The organism is Streptomyces sp. A0958, assembly GCF_004795035.1.
GTDB lineage: Bacteria > Actinomycetota > Actinomycetes > Streptomycetales > Streptomycetaceae > Streptomyces.
Genome location: NZ_SSBK01000012.1, coordinates 104,098 through 125,229, shown reverse-complemented (window position 1 = coordinate 125,229; position 21,132 = coordinate 104,098). Strand labels below are relative to the sequence as shown.

22 protein-coding genes are annotated in these 21,132 nt (G+C 72.2%); 11 read left to right on the top strand and 11 right to left on the bottom strand.

What is annotated here, in order from left to right:
* Positions 1–102: 102 nt before the first annotated feature.
* Positions 103–1,392, bottom strand: coding sequence for a DUF1343 domain-containing protein (locus E6P78_RS15175; protein WP_136204101.1), 1,290 nt, complete (start codon positions 1,390–1,392; stop codon positions 103–105).
* A 239-nt stretch (positions 1,393–1,631) separates the two neighbouring features.
* Between E6P78_RS15175 and E6P78_RS15170 the strand changes: the two genes are divergently transcribed.
* The 3 genes from E6P78_RS15170 to E6P78_RS15160 are packed head-to-tail and all read left to right on the top strand — an operon-like array spanning position 1,632 to position 4,696.
* On the top strand, positions 1,632–2,396 hold the full coding sequence (locus tag E6P78_RS15170; protein ID WP_136204100.1) for an SDR family oxidoreductase: 765 nt from the start codon (positions 1,632–1,634) through the stop codon (positions 2,394–2,396).
* Positions 2,393–4,051 (top strand): AMP-binding protein, encoded by a 1,659-nt coding sequence (locus E6P78_RS15165; RefSeq protein WP_136204099.1) that lies wholly within the window; start codon positions 2,393–2,395, stop codon positions 4,049–4,051. Before E6P78_RS15170 ends, E6P78_RS15165 begins: the two co-directional genes overlap by 4 nt.
* A gap of 51 nt (positions 4,052–4,102) precedes the next feature.
* Complete coding sequence (locus E6P78_RS15160) at positions 4,103–4,696, top strand: TetR/AcrR family transcriptional regulator (protein ID WP_136204098.1); 594 nt, start codon at positions 4,103–4,105, stop codon at positions 4,694–4,696.
* On the opposite strand, the gene E6P78_RS15155 is transcribed toward E6P78_RS15160, so the two are convergent.
* Positions 4,686–5,573 carry a LysR family transcriptional regulator gene (locus tag E6P78_RS15155; protein ID WP_136204097.1) on the bottom strand — a complete coding sequence of 296 codons (888 nt, stop codon included), beginning with the start codon at positions 5,571–5,573 and terminating at the stop codon, positions 4,686–4,688. The genes E6P78_RS15160 and E6P78_RS15155 overlap by 11 nt on opposite strands.
* Positions 5,574–5,647: 74 nt before the next feature.
* Here E6P78_RS15155 and E6P78_RS32775 point away from each other — a divergent pair, with 74 nt between their 5' ends.
* Positions 5,648–5,812 (top strand): hypothetical protein, encoded by a 165-nt coding sequence (locus E6P78_RS32775; protein ID WP_168712627.1) that lies wholly within the window; start codon positions 5,648–5,650, stop codon positions 5,810–5,812.
* Positions 5,813–5,859: 47 nt separating this feature from the next.
* Here E6P78_RS32775 and E6P78_RS15150 read toward each other — a convergent pair whose 3' ends face one another.
* Both E6P78_RS15150 and E6P78_RS15145 read right to left on the bottom strand, forming a co-directional pair.
* Entirely contained in the window at positions 5,860–7,074 is a 1,215-nt protein-coding gene (locus tag E6P78_RS15150; RefSeq protein ID WP_136204096.1) for an acyl-CoA dehydrogenase family protein, read from the bottom strand.
* An 8-nt stretch (positions 7,075–7,082) separates the two neighbouring features.
* Positions 7,083–8,105: a phosphotransferase family protein gene (locus E6P78_RS15145; protein WP_136204095.1), complete on the bottom strand. Its 1,023-nt coding sequence runs from the start codon at positions 8,103–8,105 to the stop codon at positions 7,083–7,085.
* A 153-nt stretch (positions 8,106–8,258) separates the two neighbouring features.
* On the opposite strand from E6P78_RS15145, the gene E6P78_RS15140 reads away from it, so the two are divergent.
* Positions 8,259–9,548, top strand: coding sequence for a glucarate dehydratase family protein (locus E6P78_RS15140; protein ID WP_136204094.1), 1,290 nt, complete (start codon positions 8,259–8,261; stop codon positions 9,546–9,548).
* A gap of 49 nt (positions 9,549–9,597) precedes the next feature.
* Entirely contained in the window at positions 9,598–10,542 is a 945-nt protein-coding gene (locus E6P78_RS15135) for an NADP-dependent oxidoreductase (protein WP_136204093.1), read from the top strand.
* 29 nt (positions 10,543–10,571) lie between these two features.
* Here E6P78_RS15135 and E6P78_RS15130 read toward each other — a convergent pair whose 3' ends face one another.
* The 4 genes from E6P78_RS15130 to E6P78_RS15115 all read right to left on the bottom strand — a co-directional run bounded on the left by E6P78_RS15130 (position 10,572) and on the right by E6P78_RS15115 (position 12,798).
* Positions 10,572–10,883: a DUF202 domain-containing protein gene (locus E6P78_RS15130; protein ID WP_136204092.1), complete on the bottom strand. Its 312-nt coding sequence runs from the start codon at positions 10,881–10,883 to the stop codon at positions 10,572–10,574.
* Entirely contained in the window at positions 10,880–11,275 is a 396-nt protein-coding gene (locus E6P78_RS15125; RefSeq protein WP_136204091.1) for a DUF202 domain-containing protein, read from the bottom strand. The genes E6P78_RS15130 and E6P78_RS15125 overlap by 4 nt, the downstream gene beginning before the upstream one ends.
* Before the next feature lie 41 nt (positions 11,276–11,316).
* A complete protein-coding gene (locus E6P78_RS15120) occupies positions 11,317–11,835 on the bottom strand; it encodes an NUDIX domain-containing protein (RefSeq protein WP_136204090.1) in 519 nt (172 codons plus the stop codon).
* 69 nt (positions 11,836–11,904) lie between these two features.
* The gene (locus E6P78_RS15115; protein ID WP_136204089.1) at positions 11,905–12,798 is read right to left on the bottom strand and encodes a DMT family transporter; all 894 of its coding nucleotides are present in this window, start codon (positions 12,796–12,798) and stop codon (positions 11,905–11,907) included.
* A 181-nt stretch (positions 12,799–12,979) separates the two neighbouring features.
* On the opposite strand from E6P78_RS15115, the gene E6P78_RS15110 reads away from it, so the two are divergent.
* Together E6P78_RS15110 and E6P78_RS15105 are read left to right on the top strand one after the other, a co-directional pair.
* Entirely contained in the window at positions 12,980–14,635 is a 1,656-nt protein-coding gene (locus tag E6P78_RS15110) for an FAD-binding dehydrogenase (protein WP_136204088.1), read from the top strand.
* A gap of 99 nt (positions 14,636–14,734) precedes the next feature.
* The gene (locus E6P78_RS15105; protein WP_136204087.1) at positions 14,735–15,985 is read left to right on the top strand and encodes an FUSC family protein; all 1,251 of its coding nucleotides are present in this window, start codon (positions 14,735–14,737) and stop codon (positions 15,983–15,985) included.
* A gap of 16 nt (positions 15,986–16,001) precedes the next feature.
* On the opposite strand, the gene E6P78_RS15100 is transcribed toward E6P78_RS15105, so the two are convergent.
* From E6P78_RS15100 to E6P78_RS15090, 3 genes are all read right to left on the bottom strand, one after another.
* Positions 16,002–16,481, bottom strand: coding sequence for an ASCH domain-containing protein (locus tag E6P78_RS15100; protein WP_136204086.1), 480 nt, complete (start codon positions 16,479–16,481; stop codon positions 16,002–16,004).
* A 67-nt stretch (positions 16,482–16,548) separates the two neighbouring features.
* Positions 16,549–17,946: a gluconate:H+ symporter gene (locus E6P78_RS15095; protein ID WP_136204085.1), complete on the bottom strand. Its 1,398-nt coding sequence runs from the start codon at positions 17,944–17,946 to the stop codon at positions 16,549–16,551.
* A gap of 11 nt (positions 17,947–17,957) precedes the next feature.
* On the bottom strand, positions 17,958–18,467 hold the full coding sequence (locus E6P78_RS15090; protein WP_136204084.1) for a gluconokinase: 510 nt from the start codon (positions 18,465–18,467) through the stop codon (positions 17,958–17,960).
* A gap of 141 nt (positions 18,468–18,608) precedes the next feature.
* Here E6P78_RS15090 and E6P78_RS15085 point away from each other — a divergent pair, with 141 nt between their 5' ends.
* The 3 genes from E6P78_RS15085 to E6P78_RS15075 all read left to right on the top strand — a co-directional run bounded on the left by E6P78_RS15085 (position 18,609) and on the right by E6P78_RS15075 (position 21,127).
* Complete coding sequence (locus E6P78_RS15085) at positions 18,609–19,310, top strand: FCD domain-containing protein (RefSeq protein WP_136204083.1); 702 nt, start codon at positions 18,609–18,611, stop codon at positions 19,308–19,310.
* Positions 19,311–19,412: 102 nt separating this feature from the next.
* A complete protein-coding gene (locus E6P78_RS15080) occupies positions 19,413–20,498 on the top strand; it encodes an S-(hydroxymethyl)mycothiol dehydrogenase (RefSeq protein WP_136204082.1) in 1,086 nt (361 codons plus the stop codon).
* A complete protein-coding gene (locus tag E6P78_RS15075; RefSeq protein ID WP_136204081.1) occupies positions 20,498–21,127 on the top strand; it encodes an MBL fold metallo-hydrolase in 630 nt (209 codons plus the stop codon). Before E6P78_RS15080 ends, E6P78_RS15075 begins: the two co-directional genes overlap by 1 nt.
* Positions 21,128–21,132 lie beyond the last annotated feature (5 nt).

The following is a 21,132-nucleotide window of genomic DNA, read 5'->3' as shown; positions in this document are numbered from 1 at the left end:
CGGGCCCGCACCATGCCAGCCCGTCCGGCGATTGAGGACGGAACCGTCAGGCGGGGGCGGGCCCGCACGCACTCACCGCACACGCGGGCCCGCCCGCACACCTCACCGGTACTGCAAGTACCGCTTCCGCACCGCCCGGAACGCCGCGAGGTCCTTAGCCCAAGCCGCCACGACCTCATCCGTGTCCGCACCCGCGTCGATCATCGTGCGGACCCGGGTGTTGCCGGTCAGCTTGTCGATCCAGTCGTCCGACCGCCACGCGAACCCGCTCCACGTCCGCTTCGCCGTGACCAGCAGCGCGATCCCCGTGCGCACCGGGTCGAAGACCTCGCGGTCCTGGACGTGCAGCTGCACCCCGCCCACCGTCGTGCCCTCGAACTTCGAGAACGTCGGCGCGAAGTATGCCTCGCGGAACGCCACTCCGGGCAGGTCCAGCGCGTTCGCGGCGGCCGCCCAGGTGTGGTCGATGCCCTCCGCGCCCAGCAACTCGAACGGCCGGGTCGTGCCGCGCCCCTCGGAGAGGTTCGTCCCCTCGAACAGGCAGGTGCCCGAGTAGACGAGCGCCGTGTCGGGCGTCGGCATGTTGGGGCTCGGCGGCACCCACGGCAGGCCCGTCGCGTCGAAGAAGTCGGAGCGCGACCACCCCGTCATCTTCACGATCTCCAGGTCCGCCGGGCGGTCCGCCAGGAACTCCCCGTTGAACAGCAGCGCCAGCTCGGTGACCGTCATGCCGTGCGCCTGGGAGATCTCCCTGCGGCCCACGAACGTCCCGAACGCCGGGTCGAGTACGGGCCCGAGCGCGGCCCGCCCGGACACCGGGTTCGGCCGGTCCAGGACGACGAACCTCTTGCCCGCGAGGGCCGCCGCCTCCATGCAGTCGTACAGCGTCCAGATGTACGTGTAGAAGCGGGCGCCGGCGTCCTGGATGTCGAAGACGATCGTGTCCACGCCGGACGCGGTGAAGACGTCGGCGAGATCCTGGCCGCTCTTGAGGTACGTGTCGTAGACCGGGAGCCCGGTCGCGGGGTCGTCGTACCGCCCCTCCGAGCCGCCCGCCTGCGCGGTGCCGCGGAAGCCGTGCTCGGGGCCGAAGACGGCGGTCAGGTTCACCCGGCCGTCGGGGTGCATCACGTCCACGATGTGCTGGACGTCGGAGGTGATGCCGGTGGGGTTGGTGACGACGCCGACCCGCTGTCCCTTCAGCAGGGCGTAGCCGCCCGCCGCCAGCCGGTCGAATCCGGTACGGACCCGGCGCTGCCCGTTGCCGTTGCCGTGCCCGTGGCCCTTGCCGTGCGACGTACCGGCGGCCGCGGGCGCGGCCGATGCGGCTGTCGCCGCGAGGGCCCCCATCGCTCCGCCGGCGGCCAGCAAACCACGCCTGGACAGGCTCATTCGGCCACCTCCATGATCGCGACGTCTGTCATGGTCACGCACGCTAGCGCGCGGACGGGCCGCGGGGAACGCGTCGGTCGGGGCCGCCGTGCCCGGAGTGGTCCCTGAACAGTCCTTGAGCGGTCCCGGAGTGGTCCCGGAGTGGCCCACGACCGACCCATGACCGGGGCGCACCCCTTCCCTGACGACATACCGACTGGTTAGTCTGCTGGTGCAGTCGGCTGAGAGAGGCGTGAGCGATGAGTACGGTGCAGGGCGCGGGCGTGGTGGTCACCGGGGCCGGAGGCGGCATCGGCGCCGCGCTCGCCCGCAGATTCGCCGCCGAGGGCGCGCGGGTCGTCGTCAACGACCTGGACGAGGCCAGGATCAAGGCGCTCGCCGAGGAGACCGGCGCCGTCGCGGTCGCCGGGGACGCCTCGCGGATCGTGGAAGCGGCCCGGGACGCGCTGGACGGCACCATCGACGTCTACTGCGCCAACGCGGGCCTCGCCTCGCCCGGCGACGCCCTGGCCGACGAGGAGGTCTGGGCCGCGGCCTGGGACGTCAACGTCATGGCCCACGTCCGGGCGGCCCGCGCGCTGCTCCCGGACTGGCTGGAGCGTGGCAGCGGCCGGTTCGTCGCCACCGCCTCCGCCGCCGGACTGCTGACGATGATCGGCGCCGCGCCGTACAGCGTCACCAAGCACGGCGCGGTCGCCTTCGCCGAGTGGCTGTCCCTCACCTACCGCCACCGCGGCGTCAAGGTCCACGCGATCTGCCCCCAGGGCGTGCGTACGGACATGCTCACGGCCTCCGGATCGGCCGGCGAACTCGTCCTCGCCCCCAGCGCCATCGAGCCCGAGGACGTCGCCGACGCCCTCTTCGACGCCATGGCCGAGGACCGCTTCCTCGTCCTGCCGCACCCCGAGGTCGCCGGCTACTACCGGGCCCGCGCCGAGAACACCGACCACTGGCTCGGCAGTATGAACCGCCTTCAGCGCAAGTGGGAGGAGACCGGAGCATGACCGAGTCGATCTACGCGGCGAAGCCCTGGCTCCCGCTGCTCAGCGAGGCCCAGCGGGCCCCCGTCCACCCCGCCGAGACCCTGGTGCACGCCTTCCGCGACTCGGTGGGCCGGGCCCCCGGCCACCCGGCGCTCGCCTACTTCGACGGACGCCTCAGCTACCGCGAGACGGACGAACTGTCCGACTCCGTGGCCGGCCACCTCGCCGCCCGGGGCCTGGAGCGCGGCGACCGGGTCGCGATCATGCTCCAGAACTCCCCGCAGTTCGTCCTCGCCCTCCTCGGCGCCTGGAAGGCCGGGGCGACCGTCGTACCGCTCAACCCGATGTACAAGTCCGCCGAGGTCGGCCATGTCCTCAAGGACGCCGAGGTCACCGCCCTCATCTGCTCGGACCGTGCCTGGGAGGCGTATCTGCGGGACACCGCGGCCGGTGCGCCCGGCGTCCGGATCGCCCTCACCGCGTGCGAGCTGGACCTCCAGACGGAGAACGACGAGCGGGTCCTCGACTTCGAGCGGCTGCCCGCCGCGTCCGACGCCGACGACCTGGTCGCCGTCGCCCGCCAGGGCCTCCCCGCCCCCGCCGGACGCGACCTGACCGCCGCCGACGTGGCGCTGATCAGCTACACCTCCGGGACCAGCGGCACCCCCAAGGGCGCCATGAACTCCCACGGCAACATCATGGTCAACGCCGAACGCCAGCGCACCGGCCACCCCGTCCCCGAGGGCGCCGCCTACTTCGCCCTCGCCCCGCTCTTCCACATCACCGGCATGGTCTGCCAGCTGGCCGCCTGCCTCACCAACGCGGGCACCCTCGTCCTGGCCTACCGTTTCCACCCCGGCGTGGTCCTGGACGCCTTCGCCGAGCACCGCCCCGCGTACACCGTCGGCCCCTCGACCGCCTTCATGGCGCTCGCCGCCACCCCCGGCGTCACGCCCGAGCACTTCGCGTCCTTCCAGGTCATCTCCTCCGGCGGGGCACCGCTGCCGCCCGCGCTCGTGGAGAAGTTCCGGGCGGGCCTCGGCCCGTACATACGCAACGGCTACGGCCTCACCGAGTGCACCGCCCCCTGCGCCTCCGTACCGCCCGAGCGCGAAGCGCCCGTCGACCCGGTCTCCGGCACCCTCTCGGTCGGCGTGCCCGGCCCGGACACCGTCGTCCGGATCATCGACGAGAACGGCGCGGACGTGCCCTTCGGCGAGCAGGGCGAGATCGCGGTGCGCGGCCCGCAGGTCGTCTCCGGCTACTGGCGGCTGCCCGAGGCCACCGCAGCCGCGTTCCCCGACGGCGAACTGCGCACCGGCGACATCGGCTTCATGGACCGCGAGGGCTGGCTCTACGTCGTGGACCGCAAGAAGGACATGATCAACGCCTCCGGCTTCAAGGTCTGGCCGCGCGAGGTCGAGGACGTCCTCTACACGCACCCGGCCGTGCGCGAGGCCGCCGTCGTCGGTGTGCCCGACGCCTACCGGGGCGAGACGGTCCGCGCCTACGTCAGCCTGCGCCCCGGCGCCTCGGCCGACCCCGCCGAACTGGGCGCGTACTGCAAGGAACGGCTCGCCGCGTACAAGTACCCGCGCGAAGTCGAGATCCTGGCCGAACTGCCCAAGACGGCCAGTGGGAAGATCCTCAGGCGGGAACTGCGTTCACCCCGCTAGAAACGGTTCACCGGGCACGGCCCACCACGGAACGGAAGGAAGGCGGCGGCTATGGCCAAGGAGACGGACGGGAGCGGCACCCCCGTCCCCCAGCGGCTGCTGGCCGCCGCCACCCGGCTCTTCGCCGAGCAGGGCTACGACCGCACCTCGGTCCAGGAGATCGTGGAGGCGGCCGGCGTCACCAAGGGGGCGCTCTACCACTACTTCGGCTCCAAGGAGGACCTGCTCCAGGAGGTGTACGCCCGGGTGCTGCGCCTCCAGCAGGAGCGCCTGGACGCCTTCGCGAACGCCGAAGCGCCCATCGAGCAGCGGCTGCGCGACGCGGCGGCCGACGTCGTCGTCACCACCATCGAGAACCTCGACGACGCCTCGATCTTCTTCCGCTCCATGCACCACCTGAGCCCGGAGAAGAACAAGCAGGTACGGGGCGAGCGGCGCCGCTACCACGAGCGCTTCCGCGCCCTGGTCGAGGAGGGCCAGCACAGCGGGGTGTTCTCCACGGCGACCCCGGCGGACCTGATCGTCGACTACCACTTCGGCTCCGTCCACCACCTGTCGACCTGGTACCGGCCGGACGGCCCCCTCACCCCGCAGGAGGTCGCCGACCACCTGGCCGACCTGCTGCTGCGGGCACTCAGGCCGTAGCGCGGTCCTCGCCGCACAGCCGCCCGAGCAGCGCCTCCGCCGCCGGGTTGCGCGGCCGGGGCGACCGGCCCACCAGCAGCACGGTCCGGCCCGGCTCCGGCTGCCGGATGGTCACGCACGGCAGCCCGGCGTCCTCGCCGATCCGGCGCGGCACGATCGCGACGCCGATGCCCGCCCGCACGAGGTCCACGAGCAGCCGGATCTGTGTGACGTCACAGGTGATGCGGCGCTCCAGACCGCAGTGCGCGGCCAGCCGGCGCACCGCCGTCTCCAGGCCGGTGCCCGCGCGGAAGTCCACGAACGGCTCGTCGGCGAGATCCTGGATCAGCGTGCGCCCGGCCGTCGCCAGCCGGTGTCCGGGCGCGGTGATCAGCACCAGTTCCTCCCGCCAGGTGGCGAACGCGGTGATCCCCTCGGGCAGTTCGGCGTTGTCCGGCGCCAGATAGGCGAGGTCCAGCTCACCGGCGCGCACCCCCGCCACCAGCTCCGGCGTCGTCGCCTCGCGCAGCGAGATCTGCACCCCGGGCCACAAGCGGTGGAACGCCGCCAGCTCGGCGGCCAGATCCACACAGGTGAGCGTCTGGATCGTGCCGATCCGCACCCGCCCGGCGGCCAGCCCCGACACCGCGGCCACCGCGTCGCGCGCGGCGTCCGTCCCCGCGAGCACCGTCCGGGCCGACGGCAGCAGTGCCCGCCCCGCCTCCGTGAGCACCACCCGGCGGCCGGTGCGCTCGAACAGGGCGGCGCCCAGCTCCCGTTCGAGGTTGCGGACGGACGTGCTCAGCGCGGACTGCACGATCAGCTCGGCACGGGCGGCCGCGGTGAAACTGCCGTGCGTGATCACCGCCACGAAGTGGCGGAGCTGGCGTATCTCCATGCATCTACGCTATCGATCGCAGGCAGCGATTCCATCTGTTGGACCGAACCGACGGCCGGGGTGAAGCTGGATTCATGGCGCACATCCAGAGCTCCACCCGCATCCCCGCCCTGTGGACCGTGGCCTACGGCCCCCGCCGCGCCCGCCCGGTCCGCCTCCTCGCCCGCTCCCTGCTGCGGGTGCGGGCCTTCGCCCGTGACCTGGCGCTGGCCGATCACCTGCCGTCGGGCGGTTATTGACAGCGCGGCGGGCCCGCCGCAGGACACGGGCCCGCCGAGCCGGTTCCCTACAGGTACCGCTTGATCTCCCGCCGGGCCAGGGACCGCTGGTGCACCTCGTCCGGGCCGTCCGCCAGGCGCAGCGTCCGGGCCGACGCCCACAGCTCGGCCAGCGGGAAGTCCTGGCTCACCCCGCCCGCGCCGTGCAGCTGGACCGCCTGGTCGAGGATGGCGACGACCGCGCGCGGGGTGGCGATCTTGATGGACTGGATCTCGGTGTGTGCGCCCCGGTTGCCGACCGTGTCCATCAGCCAGGCCGTCTTCAGCACGAGGAGCCGCAGCTGTTCGACGGTGACCCGGGCGTCCGCGATCCAGTTCTGGACGACGCCCTGCTGGGCGAGCGGCTTGCCGAAGGCGGTACGGGAGACCGCGCGCCGGCACATCAGCTCGATGGCGCGCTCCGCCATGCCGATGAGCCGCATGCAGTGGTGGATGCGGCCGGGGCCCAGCCGGGCCTGGGCGATGGCGAAGCCGCCGCCCTCCTCACCGATGAGGTTCGCCGCCGGCACCCGCACGTTGTCGAAGACGACCTCCGCGTGGCCGCCGTGCCAGTGGTCCTCGTAGCCGTACACCTGCATGGCGCGCTTCACCGTGAGGCCCGGGGTGTCGCGGGGGACGAGGATCTGCGACTGCTGGCGGCGGATGTCGGCGCCGTCCGGGTCGGTCTTGCCCATCACGATGAAGATCGCGCAGTCCGGGTTCATCGCCCCGGAGATGTACCACTTGCGCCCGTTGATCACGTAGTCACCGCCGTCGCGGGTGATCCGGGTCTCGATGTTGGTCGCGTCCGAGGAGGCGACCTCCGGCTCCGTCATCGCGAACGCGGAGCGGATCTCGCCGGCCAGCAGTGGTTCCAGCCACCGCTTCTTCTGCTCGTCCGTGCCGAACTCGGCCAGCACCTCCATGTTCCCGGTGTCCGGCGCGGCGCAGTTCGTCGCGGTCGGCGCCAGGCGCGGGGAGCGGCCCAGGATCTCCGCCAGCGGGGCGTACTGGAGGTTGGTCAGCCCGGCGCCGTGCCCGGTGCCCGGCAGGAAGAGGTTCCACAGGCCCTGCCTGCGGGCCTCCGCCTTCAGGTCCTCCACCACCCGCGGGGTCTGCCAGGGGGAGGCCAGTTCGGCGCGCTGCTCGTCCGCGACCGGCTCGGCCGGGTAGACGTGCTCGTCCATGAAGGCGAGCAGCCGGGCGCGCAGCTCCTCGGTACGGGCGTCGAATGCGAAGTCCATGGGGTGGGTCAGCCTTCCTGGAGGGTGGTGAGGCCGTGCTCGATGAAGACGGGGACGAGGTCGCCGATGCGGTCGAAGCCGCCGCCGACCGTCTGGCCCAGGGTGTAGCGGTAGTGGATGCCCTCCAGGATCACGGCGAGCTTGAACCAGGCGAACGCCGTGTACCAGGAGATGGCGGAGGTGTCGCGGCCGGAGCGGGCGGCGTAGCGCTCGATCAGCTCGGCCGGGGAGGGGTGGCCGGCCGCGCCGCTGGTGGTGGAGACGGGCGACTCGGGCAGGCCCAGGTCGGAGCTGTACATCACCAGCAGGCCGAGGTCGGTCAGCGGGTCGCCGAGGGTCGACATCTCCCAGTCGAGGACGGCCTTGATCTCGTCGTCGGCGCCGATCAGGGCGTTGTCCAGGCGGTAGTCGCCGTGCACGACGGTGGGGGCGGGGGAGACGGGCAGGTCCCGGCCGAGCGCCGCGTGCAGTTCGTCGATGCCGGGCAGCTCGCGGTCGCGGGAGGCGTCCAACTGCTTGCTCCAGCGGCGCAGCTGCCGGTCGAGGAAGCCCTCGGGGCGCCCGAAGTCGCCGAGCCCCACGGACGCGGGGTCCACGGCGTGCAGCTCCACCAGGGTGTCGACCAGGGCGAGCACCGCCGCCCGGGTGCGCTCGGGACCGAGCGGGGCCAGCTGCTCCGCCGTGCGGTACGGGGTGCCCTCCACGTACTCCATGACGTAGAACGGTGCGCCGATGACGGTGTCGTCCTCGCAGAGCAGCACCGGCTCGGGAACCGGGACGGCGGTCGGGTGCAGGGCGCTGATCACCCGGTGCTCGCGCTTCATGTCGTGGGCGGTGGCCAGTACGTGCCCCAGCGGCGGCCGGCGGACGACCCAGCGGCTGGTCGCGTCGGTGACGACGTACGTCAGGTTCGACCGGCCGCCCTCCACGACCCGGGCGTCGAGCGGTCCGTTCACCATCCCCGGGCGCTCGCGGTCGAGATGTCCGCGCAACCGGTCGAGGTCGAGTCCTGGCGGGTGGGCGTGGCTCATCGTGCGTACCTCCGGACTGGGCGAACGGTCGGTCTCATGATGCCGACCAGTCGGTATGTCGTCCAGTGAACTCCCGTAACCGAATGTGCGGACTCCGGTCCCGGTGCGGCTCGACCCCTGGTGTCGGGTCGTATCTCTGAATAGAGTTCACGTATGGATACCGCGCTGCTGATCGACGAAGTCCGGCTCACCCCGATCCTGATAGCCGACCCGCCCCTCCTCAACACTCAGGGCGTCCACCAGCCGTACACCCCCAGACTGGTCGTGGAGGTCGTCACCCGGGGCGGGGTGACCGGCGTCGGGGAGACCTACGGCGACGGCAAGTACCTCGAACTCGCGGCGCCCCTCGCCGCAGCCCTGCCCGGACGTCCGGTCACCGACGTGAACGGGCTGTTCGCCCTGGCCGACGAGGTGTGCGGCGATTCACGGGCGGCCGACGAGCGGGTCGACGCGGGCGGGCTGCGGGGCGTCCAGACCTCCGACAAGCTGCGGCTCTCGGTGGTCTCCGGCTTCGAGGTGGCCTGCCTGGACGCGCTCGGCAAGGCCCTCGGCCTGCCGGTGCACGCGCTGCTCGGCAGCAAGGTCCGCGACCGCGTCGAGTACAGCGCGTACCTCTTCTACCGCTGGGCCACCCACCCGGAGGACGGCGAGCGCGACGACTGGGGCGCGGCCCTCGACCCGGCCGGAGTCGTCGCCCAGGCCCGGCGCTTCGCCCGCGCCCACGGCTTCTCCTCCTTCAAGCTCAAGGGCGGCGTCTTCCCGCCCGACCAGGAGATCGCGGCCGTCCGGGCACTCGCCGACGCGTTCCCCGGCCGGCCGCTGCGCCTGGACCCCAACGGCGCCTGGTCCGTGGAGACCTCGCTGTACGTCGCCGAGCAGCTGAAGGACGTACTCGAATACCTGGAGGACCCGACGAGCGGCACCGGGCCGATGGCCGACGTCGCGGCGGGCACCGATGTGCCGCTGGCCACGAATATGTGCGTGACGACCCTCGCCGAGGTCCCGGAGGCGTTCGCGCGGGACGCCGTCCAGGTCGTCCTGTCCGACCACCACTACTGGGGCGGACTGCACCGCACCCGTGAACTGGCCGGGATCTGCCGCACCCACGGCGTCGGGCTCTCCATGCACTCCAACACCCACCTCGGGATCAGCCTCGCCGCGATGACGCACGTCGCGGCCACCGTCCCCAACCTCGACTACGCCTGCGACAGCCACTACCCCTGGCAGAGCGAGGACGTCATCACCACCCGCCACGTCTTCGAGGACGGCCACCTCACCGTCTCCGACGCCCCCGGTCTCGGCGTCGAACTGGACCGGGACCGGCTGGCCGCGCTGCACCGCCGCTGGCGCGACGACGACGGCACGATGCGCGAACGCGACGACGCCGCCGCGATGCGCAAGGCCGAGCCGGGGTGGGCCACGCCGCCGATCCCGCGCTGGTGAAGGCCCCGGCCGAGTTGCGGACGCCCCGGCGCGCCTTGAGGGTCGGAACATGAAGGCCATCAGTTACAGCAGATTCGGCGATGCCGGTGTCCTGGAGTACGGAGAGCGGCCCGACCCGAAGGTCGGCCCCGACACCGTCCTGGTCAAGGTGCGGGCCGCCGCCGTGAACCCGGTCGACCGCCAGGCCCGGGAAGGGAACCTGGACGGCCTCCTCGACACGGTCTTCCCGGTGATCCCCGGCTGGGACGTCTCCGGGGTCGTCGTCCAGCCCGGCGTCGCCGTGGACGAGTTCGCGGTCGGCGACGAGGTCATCGGCTACGTGCGGGAGGACTTCCTGAGCCGGGGGACCTTCGCCGAGTACGTCGCCGCCCCCGTGCGCACCCTCGCCCGCAAGCCGCTCAGCCTGAGCTTCGAGGAGGCGGCGGGCCTGCCCCTGGCCGGTCTCACCGCCTACCAGGTGCTCCACCGGGTCCTGCACGTCCGCGAGGGGGACACCGTCCTCGTCCACGCGGCGGCGGGAGGCGTCGGCTCACTCGCCGTACAGCTCGCCCGGCACGCCGGCTGCCGGGTCATCGGGACCGCGAGCGAACGCAACCACGACCATCTGCGCCGGCTCGGCGCGGAACCCGTGGAGTACGGCGACGGGCTCGCCGACCGGCTGCGGGCCCTGGCACCCGACGGGATCGACGCCGCGTTCGACACCGTGGGCGGCGAGACCCTGCGCGTCTCCGCCGAGACGCTCGCCCCCGAAGGACGCCTGGCCTCCATCGTGGACACCGAGGTGTTCTCGTACGGCGGCCGGTACGCGTTCGTCCGGCCCGACGCCCAGGACCTGGCACATCTGGCGGAGCTGGCCGAACAGGGCATCGTCTCGGTCCACGTCGACCGGGTCTTCCCGCTGGCCGAGGCGGCCGAGGCCCACCGGCTCAACGCCGAGGGCCGCACCCGCGGAAAGATCGTCGTCACGGTGGACTGGGACACACCGGAGGGCTGACCCGGGCCGGCCGCCGCACGGCCGCCCGGTCAGAACAGCATGGCCGCCGCGAACACCGCCAGCGCGATCGTGCACGCGGCGGCCGTCACCGCGTCCCCGGACCCCAGCGGGCGCGGGCGTGCGCCGCCCATGGCCTGCACCCGGCGGTTGGCGACCCACAGGAACCCCAGCCAGGCCAGCGCGCTCAGCGACAGGGCGACGATCCCGGCGCCCGACGCACCGCCGTGCAGCGCCTGCTTGCCGGCCAGCAGCGCCGCCACCGTGCAGGACAGCGTCGTACGCCGCCACGCCAGCCGGGTCCGCTCGGGCTGGAGACCCGGGTCGCGCTCCCCGGCCGTCACCGGCCCTCCCAGCCGAAGAGGACCACGACCACCATCGCCACCGCCACCACGGCGACGGCGAGACTCAGCAGCGTCGGGAAACGGGAGACCGGCAGGTCCTCGCCGCGCCGCATCGCCCGCTCGCACCGCACCCAGTGGTTGACGGCCCGCAGCGCACACAGCACACCGGCCGCCAGCAGGGCGAGCGCCAGACCCGCACGCACCCCCCAGGACAGCCCCGGCAGGAACTGGTCGACGGCGAAACCCCCGCCGATCAGGGCCAGAGCCGTCCGTATCCAGGCGAGGAAGGTCCGCTCGTTGGCGAGCGAGAAGCGGTAGTCGGGGGTGTCGCCCTCGTCGCGGATGCGCTGCGGCGCGAACCACAGCCGCAGACTCTGCAGGAACTCGTTCATGTGTGCGCCTTATCCACCGATTTCTTGCTCACTCCCGCCGTTCAGGACGCCTCCCGGGCCCGGAACGCCCGCAGCCGCCGGTAGCAGTCGAGGCCGTCCGGCACCCACAGCCAGTCGTCGAGCCGCCGCTCCAGCTCCTCGTCGTCGAGGAAGGTGTGCCAGGCGACCTCCTCCACCTGGGGATTCACCGGAAGCTCGCACCGGACCCGGTAGACGTACGACCACCAGGTGTGCCGGCCGCCCTCGTAGAGGAACTTGAACAGCGGCTCGGGGCGGGGGAGCCCCGAGACGCCCAGCTCCTCCTCGGCCTCCCGCAGCGCCGCCTCGTCGTAACTCTCGCCGGCGCCGACGACCCCGCCGACGAACATGTCGTAGTGGGAGGGGAAGACCAGCTTGGTGGCGGTCCTGCGGTGCACGAAGACCCGGCCCTCGGCGTCCCGGGCCTCGATGAAGACACACCGGTGGCGCAGGCCCCGGGCCGTCGCCTCGCCGCGCGGGGCCTGCCCCACGACCACGTCGTTCTCGTCGACGATGTCCAGGATCTCGTCAGAAGGTGTCATGCCCGCCATCCAACAGCAGACCGCCGACACCGCCGCACCGCGCCCCACCCCACGGCCACCGCCGGCCGTTCAGCGCGGTTGGAGGCTCTGCGAGCGGCGCCCGCCCACCGGCCCCTCCGGCATCGCCGGATGCAGCCCCAGCAGCACGATCCCGGCCACGATCGCCGCGAGACCCGCCGCCTGCCAGGCCAGCGCGCCCGTGTCCGTCCGCACCCGGTCACCCATGAACCCGATCCCGCAGGCGATCCCGGCCAGCGGCTGGGCCGCAGTCAGGGCGGGCAGCGACGTCCGCAGCGGGCCCGTCTCGAACGCGCTCTGCACCAGCAGCAGGCCCGTCACCCCGAGCACGATCACCGCGTACGGCTGCCAGGACGTCGCCAGGCCCGCCCAGCCCGCGTCCGACAGGCGCTGACCGCTGACCCGGGTGAGGGCGTCCTGCAGTCCGTAGAGCAGTCCGGCCGCCACCGCCAGCAGCGCCGGGGACGCCACGGTCCGCGCGCGCTTGGCGAAGGCGGTGAGCAGCAAGGCCAGGCCCGCCACCACGCCCACCACCAGCCAGTGCCGCAGCGGGCTGGACACCGCCTGGCCGCCCTTCGGCTCGCCCGCCAGCAGGAACGCGGCGACCCCGCCGGCCAGCAGCCAGAGCCCCGCCCAGCCCTGCCGGCCCAGCCGCTGGCCGGTGCGGTGCCGGGACAGGGTCATCGCGAAGAGCAGGTTGGTCGCCAGGAGCGGTTCCACGAGGGAGACCTCGCCCTTGCCCAGGGCCAGGGCGCCCAGCACCATGCCGCAGACCATCAGAGCGATACCGGCCAGCCAACTGCGCACCTTCATCAGGTCGAGCAGCAGCCGGAACGTCAGATAGTCGCGTTTGGGCGCGTGAGCGGCGGCGGCCTGCTGGAGCACGAAGCCGAAGCCCAGGCAGCAGGCGGCAGCCACGGCGAGCACGAGGACCAGCACCGACACGCTTCTCCACCCCACGTCAGGCCGGAAGAGGGTGATGTGGTTCGACGATAGCGCCTGCGCGGGGCCGGTGCGGCGGCAGCGCGGCCGACCGGGCGGTTGACGCGGGGTCGGGCGGTGCCCAGTATCTGACGCACCAGTAACTTCGTCAGACACCCCCCCGGCCCCGACAAGGATGGAAGCCATGGCGTACGACGCTGATGTGATCGTGATCGGGGCAGGGCTCGCGGGTCTCGTGGCCACCGCGGAACTCGTGGACGCGGGGCGTTCGGTCATCCTGCTCGACCAGGAGCCCGAGCAGTCGCTCGGCGGCCAGGCGCACTGGTCCTTCGGCGGCCTCTTCTTCGTCGACTCGCCCGAACAGCGCCGGCTGCGGATCAAGGACAGCCACGAGCTGGCCCTCCAGGACTGGATGGGCACGGCCGGTTTCGACCGCGAGGAGGACCACTGGCCGCGGCAGTGGGCCGAGGCGTACGTCGACTTCGCCGCCGGTGAGAAGCGCTCCTGGCTGCGCGCCCAGGGCCTGCGGCTCTTCCCCGTCGTCGGCTGGGCGGAACGCGGCGGCTACGACGCGACCGGCCACGGCAACTCCGTCCCCCGCTTCCACATCACCTGGGGCACCGGCCCCGGCGTCGTCGCCCCCTTCGAGCGCCGGGTGCGCGAGGGCGTCGCCAGGGGCCTCGTCACCTTCCGCTTCCGCCACCGCGTCACCGGCCTCGCCCGCACCGGGGGCACCATCGACACGGTCACCGGCGAGGTGCTGGAACCGAGCGCCGCCCCGCGCGGGACCGCCAGCGGCCGTGAGAGCGCCGGCACCTTCGAGCTCAGGGCCCAGGCGGTGATCGTCACCTCCGGCGGCATCGGCGGCAACCACGACCTCGTACGCGAGCAGTGGCCCGAACGGCTCGGCACCCCGCCGGCCAAGATGCTCTCCGGCGTCCCCGCACACGTCGACGGGCTGATGCTCGGCATCACCGAGGAGGCGGGCGCCCACCACATCAACCGGGACCGGATGTGGCACTACACCGAGGGCATCGAGAACTGGAACCCGATCTGGGCCAACCACGCCATCCGCATCCTGCCCGGCCCCTCCTCGCTCTGGCTGGACGCGCGCGGCAAGCGGCTGCCCGTCCCCCTCTTCCCCGGCTTCGACACGCTGGGAACCCTCGAACACATCATGCGCACCGGCCACGACTACACCTGGTTCGTCCTGGACCGGAAGATCATCGGGAAGGAGTTCGCGCTCTCCGGCTCCGAGCAGAACCCAGACCTGACCGGCAAGTCGATCCGTGACGTGATCGGCCGGGCCCGCGCGGACGTGCCGGGGCCCGTCAAGGCGTTCATGGACAACGGCGTGGACTTCGTCGTGGAGAAGGACCTCGGTGCCCTCGTACGCGGCATGAACGCGCTCACCGGGGACGGGCTCATCGACGAGGGCGAGCTGCGCCGCGAGATCACCGCCCGCGACCGGGAGATCGCCAACCCCTTCACCAAGGACCTGCAGGTCACCGCGATCCGCGGCGCCCGCACGTACCTCGGCGACCGGTTGATCCGTACGGCGGCTCCCCACCGCATCCTCGACCCCGCGGCGGGCCCGCTGATCGCCGTACGGCTGAACATCCTGACCCGCAAGTCGCTCGGCGGCCTGGAGACGGACCTGTCCTCGCGCGTCCTGACCGAGGACGGCACCCCGCTGGCAGGCGTGTACGCGGCGGGGGAGGCGGCCGGCTTCGGCGGCGGCGGGGTGCACGGCTACCGCTCGCTGGAGGGCACCTTCCTCGGCGGCTGCATATTCTCCGGCCGGGCGGCGGGCCGCGCCGCCGCGAAGGCGGTCGGGTAAGGCGGCCGACAGGCGCCCCACGGCCCCCGCGCGCGTCCGTCCGGTGGGGTTCCGGGCCCGGAACCGTGGTTGGGCGCCGGATGCGGGCATGGGAAGGAAATGCCAGGAGTAGCCGAACCCGTCATCAAACTCGTCCGGCGCACCACCGAACCCGTGGCGGCGCAGACCCTGCGCTCCACGGGCGCGGCGGTGATCGCCTATGCCGTGGCGACCGCGACGCTGACCGAGCCCGCACCCCTGACCGCACCGCTGACCGCACTGCTCGTCGTCCAGGTGACCCTCTACGCCACCGTCAACATGTCGGTCAAGCGTGTGACCGCCGTGGTCGTCGGCGTCCTCATCGCGAGCGGCTTCAGCTCCCTGGTCGGCCTGTCCTGGTGGAGCCTGGGGCTGACCATCTTCACGGCGCTGATCATCGGCAGACTGGTCCGGGTCGACGAATTCGTTCCCGAGGTGGCGATCAGCGCCATGCTCGTCCTCGGCGTCACCTCGGTGGCCGCGAGAACGAGCATGGCGTGGGAGCGCGTGTTCGAGACACTGATCGGCGCCGGTGTGGGCCTGCTGTTCAACCTGCTGTTCGCCCCGCCCGTGTGGGTGCAGACCGCGGGCGCCTCCATCGACGGGCTGGCCCGCGAGATGGGGCAGATGTTCCGCGACCTGGGCAGCGACCTCGCCCGTCCGGTCACCGTCCCGGAGGCGGCCGACCGGCTGCACCGGGCCCGCCGTCTCGACCACGACATCGTGGAGGTGGACGCCTCCCTGCGACAGGCCGAGGAAAGCCTCATGCTCAACCCGAGGGTGCGGCAGGGGCTGCTGCACCGCGTGGTGCTGCGCACCGGTCTGGACACGCTGGAGATCTGCGCGGTCGTCATACGGGTGCTGTCCAGGACGCTTACCGACCTCGCCAAGGACCGGGTGGACGAACCCCTCTTCCCCGCCGAGGTCGCCGGGCACATCACGGAACTGTTCGAACAGATGGCGGGGGCCATCGAAAGCTTCTCGGTGCTCATCACCACCCCGGTGGCCGCCAGCGCGGAGGAGGCCGAGGACCGGCTCTTCGACGCGCTGACCGCCAGCCGGGAGACCCGCGACCTGGTGGCGGACATGCTGCTGGCCGCGGTCCAGGAGCATCCCAGGAAGTGGCAGCTGCACGGGGCGCTCCTCGCCGAGGTGGACCGCATCCTGGACGAGCTGGACATCGAGAAGCGCACCGAGCGCCTGGGCCAGGAGCTGGACCGGCGCTCGGCCGAACTGCACGAGCGCCATCCCCGGCTGCTCGCGTTCCGCCGCCGTCTCGGCCTGGTCAAGAGCGCGCACCGGCGCGGGAGGGCGGAGGCGGAGGTGCGGTGAGCGGGGCGGGGCCCGGTCAGTCCCGTACGGGCTCCGCGACCGGGGCCTTCGCGTTCACGGGCTCCGCGTCGGGGCCGAGGCGTTCGACGACCCGGAACCGTTCGGCGACGATCATGGTCTCGTCGTTCACCGTGAACTCCGGGTCGCCGAGCGCCTCGCGCATCTCGTCGCTGTGCCAGAACCGTTCGTGGCCCGCCCGCCACTCGGCGACCGACGCATAGCCCTCGCCCTCGTCCAGCGCGTGCTGGAGGTCGACGTCGGCGAGCCGCAGCACCCGCACCTCGGTCACTTCGAGCACCGCGGTCTCCCGGCCGTCCGAGTCGATGAGGGCGGAGCGCTCACCGATCGGGGGCAGCTCCTCCTTCTCGATCTCGTACTCCAGGAGCAGGCCCGAGGTCGACACCTTCCGCCCGTCCAGGACCGCGGCGACCAGCTGGTCGCGCAGCGGACCGGGGAAGGCGAGGAGGAAGGGCTTGAGCGCTTCGCGGTTCGGCATGGCGCAAGTCTGGCACCGCCGCGGCGGACGCCGGACTTGCGCCATGCCGAACCGGCTGGAAGCCCGGCTACAGGATGAGCGACAGCAGCAGGATGAAGACCAGCGAGGCCACGGAGATGATGGTCTCCATCACCGACCAGGTCTTCACCGTCTGGCCGACGTCCATGCCGAAGTACTCCTTCACCAGCCAGAAACCGGCGTCGTTGACATGGCTGAAGAAGAGCGAACCGGCGCCGACGGCGAGGACCAGCAGAGCCGCGTGCGAGGTCGACATGTCGGCCGCCAGCGGGGCGACCAGACCGGCCGCCGAAATGGTCGCCACGGTCGCCGAACCGGTCGCGAGCCGGATCGCCACGGCGATCAGCCAGCCCAGCAGCAGCGCGGGAATCGACCAGTCCTCGGAGAAGTCCAGGATCATCTCGCCCACACCGGCGTCGATCAGCGTCTGCTTGAAGCCGCCGCCCGCGCCCACGATGAGCAGCACACCGGCGATCGGGGCGAGGGACTTCTCCACCGTGGTGGAGAGCCGGGCCTTGGTGAACCCGGCGGCCCGGCCCAGCGTGAACATGCCGACGAGCACGGCCGCGAGCAGTGCGATCAGCGGCGAGCCGATCACATCGGTGACCTTCTGGAACCCCTGCTCGGGGTCGTCCACCACGATGTCGACGAGCGCCTTGACCAGCATCAGCACGACGGGCAGCAGGATCGTCGCGAGGGTGGCGCCGAAGCTCGGCCGGCGGTCCAGGTCCTCGGAAGGGCGCTGCGGGATCATCTTCTCCGGCGCCTGGATGTCCACCCAGCGGGCGGCGTAGCGGGAGAAGACCGGGCCGGCGAGGATCACCGTCGGGATCGCGACGACCACGCCGAGGGCCAGGGTGACGCCGAGGTTGGCGTCGAGGGCGTCGATCGCGACCAGCGGGCCGGGGTGCGGCGGGATGAGCCCGTGCATCACGGACAGGCCGGCCAGGGCCGGGATGCCGATGCGCATCAGGGAGTAGTTGCCGCGCTTGGCGACGAGCAGTACCACCGGGATCATCAGGACGATCCCGACCTCGAAGAACAGCGGCAGGCCGACGATCGAGGCGATGAGGACCATCGCCCACGGCATGGCCCGCTTGCCCGTCCTCGCCAGGATCGTGTCCACGATCTGGTCGGCGCCGCCGGAGTCCGCGAGCAGCTTGCCCAGGATCGCGCCGAGCGCGATGAGGACGCCGACGCCCGCGACGGTCGAGCCGAGGCCCGCGGTGAAGCTCGCTATCGTCTTCGCCGGCGCGGCGCCGGCGAACGAACCGAGCGCCAGTGAGCCGATGGTGAGCGCGAGGAACGCGTGCAACTTGAACTGGGTGATGAGCAGGACGATGACGGCGATGCCCGCCAGGACGGCGATGCCCAACTGCGCGTTGCCGGCCGAGGTGATCGGTACGGCGGCGTCCGCTGCCAGCATCTCGACGCTGAGACTGGTCACGGTGATGATCCTTAGTCGTCGAGCCGGCGCAACGCGGCGACGGCTCGCTGGGTGATTTCTTCGGGAGAGCCGGAGACGTCCACGGCGACGCCGGCCTCGTCGTCCTCCAGGGGCTGGAGGGTGGCGAACTGCGAGTCGAGGAGCGCGGTCGGCATGAAGTGGCCCTTGCGGCCCGCCATCCGCTCCTCGATCAGGGACCGGTCGCCGGTCAGATGGAGGAAGACGGCGTCGGGGGCCTCGCCGCGCAGCCGGTCGCGGTAGGCGCGCTTGAGGGCCGAGCTGCTGACGACCCCGCCGAGCCCGGCCCGGCCGTGCGCCCACTGCCCGATCGCGTCCAGCCAGGGCCACCGGTCCGCGTCGTCCAGCGGGGTGCCGGCCGACATCTTGGCGATGTTCGCGGGGGGATGGAAGTCGTCGCCCTCGGCGTACGGAACGCCCAGTGCGGCGGCGAGCAGGGGGCCGATCGTGGTCTTGCCGGTCCCTGCGACGCCCATCACCACGACGACGTGGGGGGTTCTCATGCGGTGCCTCGCTGTCTCTTCGATGTCTTCCTCGACATCGGTCCGTCGCGCTACTGAAACGCATACGTACGACTTATTCAAGACGCTGTGACATAAACGTCGTACTTTTTGGGGTCGGAGGGTGCCCCGTACCCTGGGGCCATGACCACACCTGCCCAGGGGCTCCACACCCATGTCCTGGACGCCCTGGGTATGGAGATCGCCGCGGGCGAGCACCGGCCCGGCCAGGTCCTGCGCACGGACGAACTCGCGCAGCGCTTCGACGTCTCGCGCACCGTCGTCCGGGAGGTGGTCCGGGTCCTGGAGTCCATGCACCTGGTCGAGTCCCGCCGCCGGGTCGGCGTGACCGTACGGCCGGCCGAGGCGTGGAACGTGTACGACCCCCAGGTCATCCGCTGGCGGCTGGCCGGCGCCGACCGCCCCCGCCAACTGCGCTCCCTGACCGTCCTGCGCTCGGCGGTCGAACCGGTCGCCGCCTCGCTCGCCGCCCGCAACGCCACCCCCCAGCAGTGCGCCGAACTCACCGAACGCGCCCTCGGCATGGTCGCCACCTCGCGCGGCCAGCAGTTGGAGGGCTACCTCGCCCACGACATCGCCTTCCATCGCATCGTCCTCAATGCCTCCGGCAACGAGATGTTCGCGCGCCTGGGAGACGTGGTCGCCGAGGTCCTGGCGGGTCGCACCCACCACCAGGTGATGTTCGAGGACCCCGACCCGGCGGCCGTCACCCTGCACGTCCGGCTCGCCGAAGCCGTGCGCGAGGGCGACGCGGCAGAGGCGGAGCGGCTGACGAAGGAGATCGCGGTCGGCGCCCTGCACGAGCTGGACGTTCTCGCGCCCTGAAGCGGGCCGGGCCCCCGCACGGCGTACCGTGGCCCGTGATCGATCCCGGGAAAACCGGGAGGACCGGTCTCAGTGAAGAGTCGGGAAAGGGAGTCCACGGGAATGCCGCAGCACGTACAAGGGGTCATCGCACCGGGAAAGAACGAACCGGTACGCGTCGAGACGATCGTCATTCCGGACCCCGGCCCCGGTGAGGCCGTGGTCAAGGTCCAGGCGTGCGGTGTCTGCCACACAGACCTGCACTACAAGCAGGGCGGCATCAACGACGAGTTCCCCTTCCTCCTCGGCCACGAGGCCGCGGGCGTCGTGGAGTCCGTCGGCGACGGCGTCACCGACGTGGCGCCGGGCGACTTCGTGATCCTCAACTGGCGTGCCGTGTGCGGCCAGTGCCGGGCCTGTCTGCGCGGCCGCCCCTGGTACTGCTTCGACACGCACAACGCCAAGCAGAAGATGACCCTGCTGGACGGCACCGAACTCTCTCCGGCCCTGGGCATCGGCGCGTTCGCCGAGAAGACCCTCGTCGCCGCCGGCCAGTGCACCAAGGTCGACCCCGAGGTCTCCCCGGCCGTCGCCGGACTCCTCGGCTGCGGCGTCATGGCGGGCATCGGCGCCGCCATCAACACCGGCCGGGTCGGCCGCGGCGACTCGGTCGCCGTCATCGGCTGCGGCGGCGTCGGGGACGCCGCGATCGCGGGCGCCCGGCTGGCCGGCGCGGCCCGGATCATCGCCGTCGACATCGACGACCGCAAGCTGGAGACGGCGAAGTCGATGGGCGCCACCCACACCGTCAACTCCCGCTCCACCGATCCCGTCGAGGCCATCCGCGAACTCACCGGCGGCAACGGCGCGGACGTCGTCATCGAGGCCGTCGGCCGGCCGGAGACGTACAAGCAGGCCTTCTACGCCCGCGACCTCGCCGGCACCGTCGTCCTGGTCGGCGTCCCCACGCCCGAGATGCAGCTCGAACTCCCGCTGCTCGACGTCTTCGGCCGCGGCGGCTCGCTCAAGTCCTCCTGGTACGGCGACTGCCTGCCCTCCCGCGACTTCCCGATGCTCATCGACCTCCACCAGCAGGGCCGCCTCGACCTCGGCGCGTTCGTCACGGAGACCATCGGTCTCGGCGACATCGAGCAGGCCTTCGGCCGGATGCACGACGGCGACGTCCTGCGCTCGGTGGTGGTCCTCTGATGGCCGCCCGCATCGACCACCTCGTCACCTCCGGCACCTTCGCCCTCGACGGCGGCGAGTGGGACGTCGACAACAACGTCTGGATCGTCGGCGACGACACCGAGGCCGTCGTCATCGACGCCGCCCACGACGCCGCCGCCATCGAGGCCGCGCTCGACGGCCGCAGGCTGCGCGCCATCGTCTGCACCCACGCGCACAACGACCACATCGACGCCGCCCCCGCGCTCGCCGACGCCACCGGCGCGCCGATCCTGCTCCACCCGGACGACCTGCCGCTGTGGAACCGGACCCACCCCGACCGGGCGCCCGACGGCGAACTGGCCGACGGCCAGGAGATCACCGTCGCGGGCACCACGCTCACCGTCCTGCACACCCCGGGACACGCCCCCGGCGCGGTCTGCCTGTACGCCCCCGAGCTGGCCACCGTCTTCACCGGTGACACGCTCTTCCAGGGCGGGCCCGGCGCCACCGGCCGGTCCTTCTCGCACTTCCCGACGATCGTCGACTCGATCAGGGACCGGCTGCTCACCCTGGCCCCGGAGACCGCCGTCCGCACCGGACACGGCGACTCCACCACCATCGGCGCGGAGGCCCCGCACCTGGACGAGTGGATCGCCCGCGGCCACTGACCGTC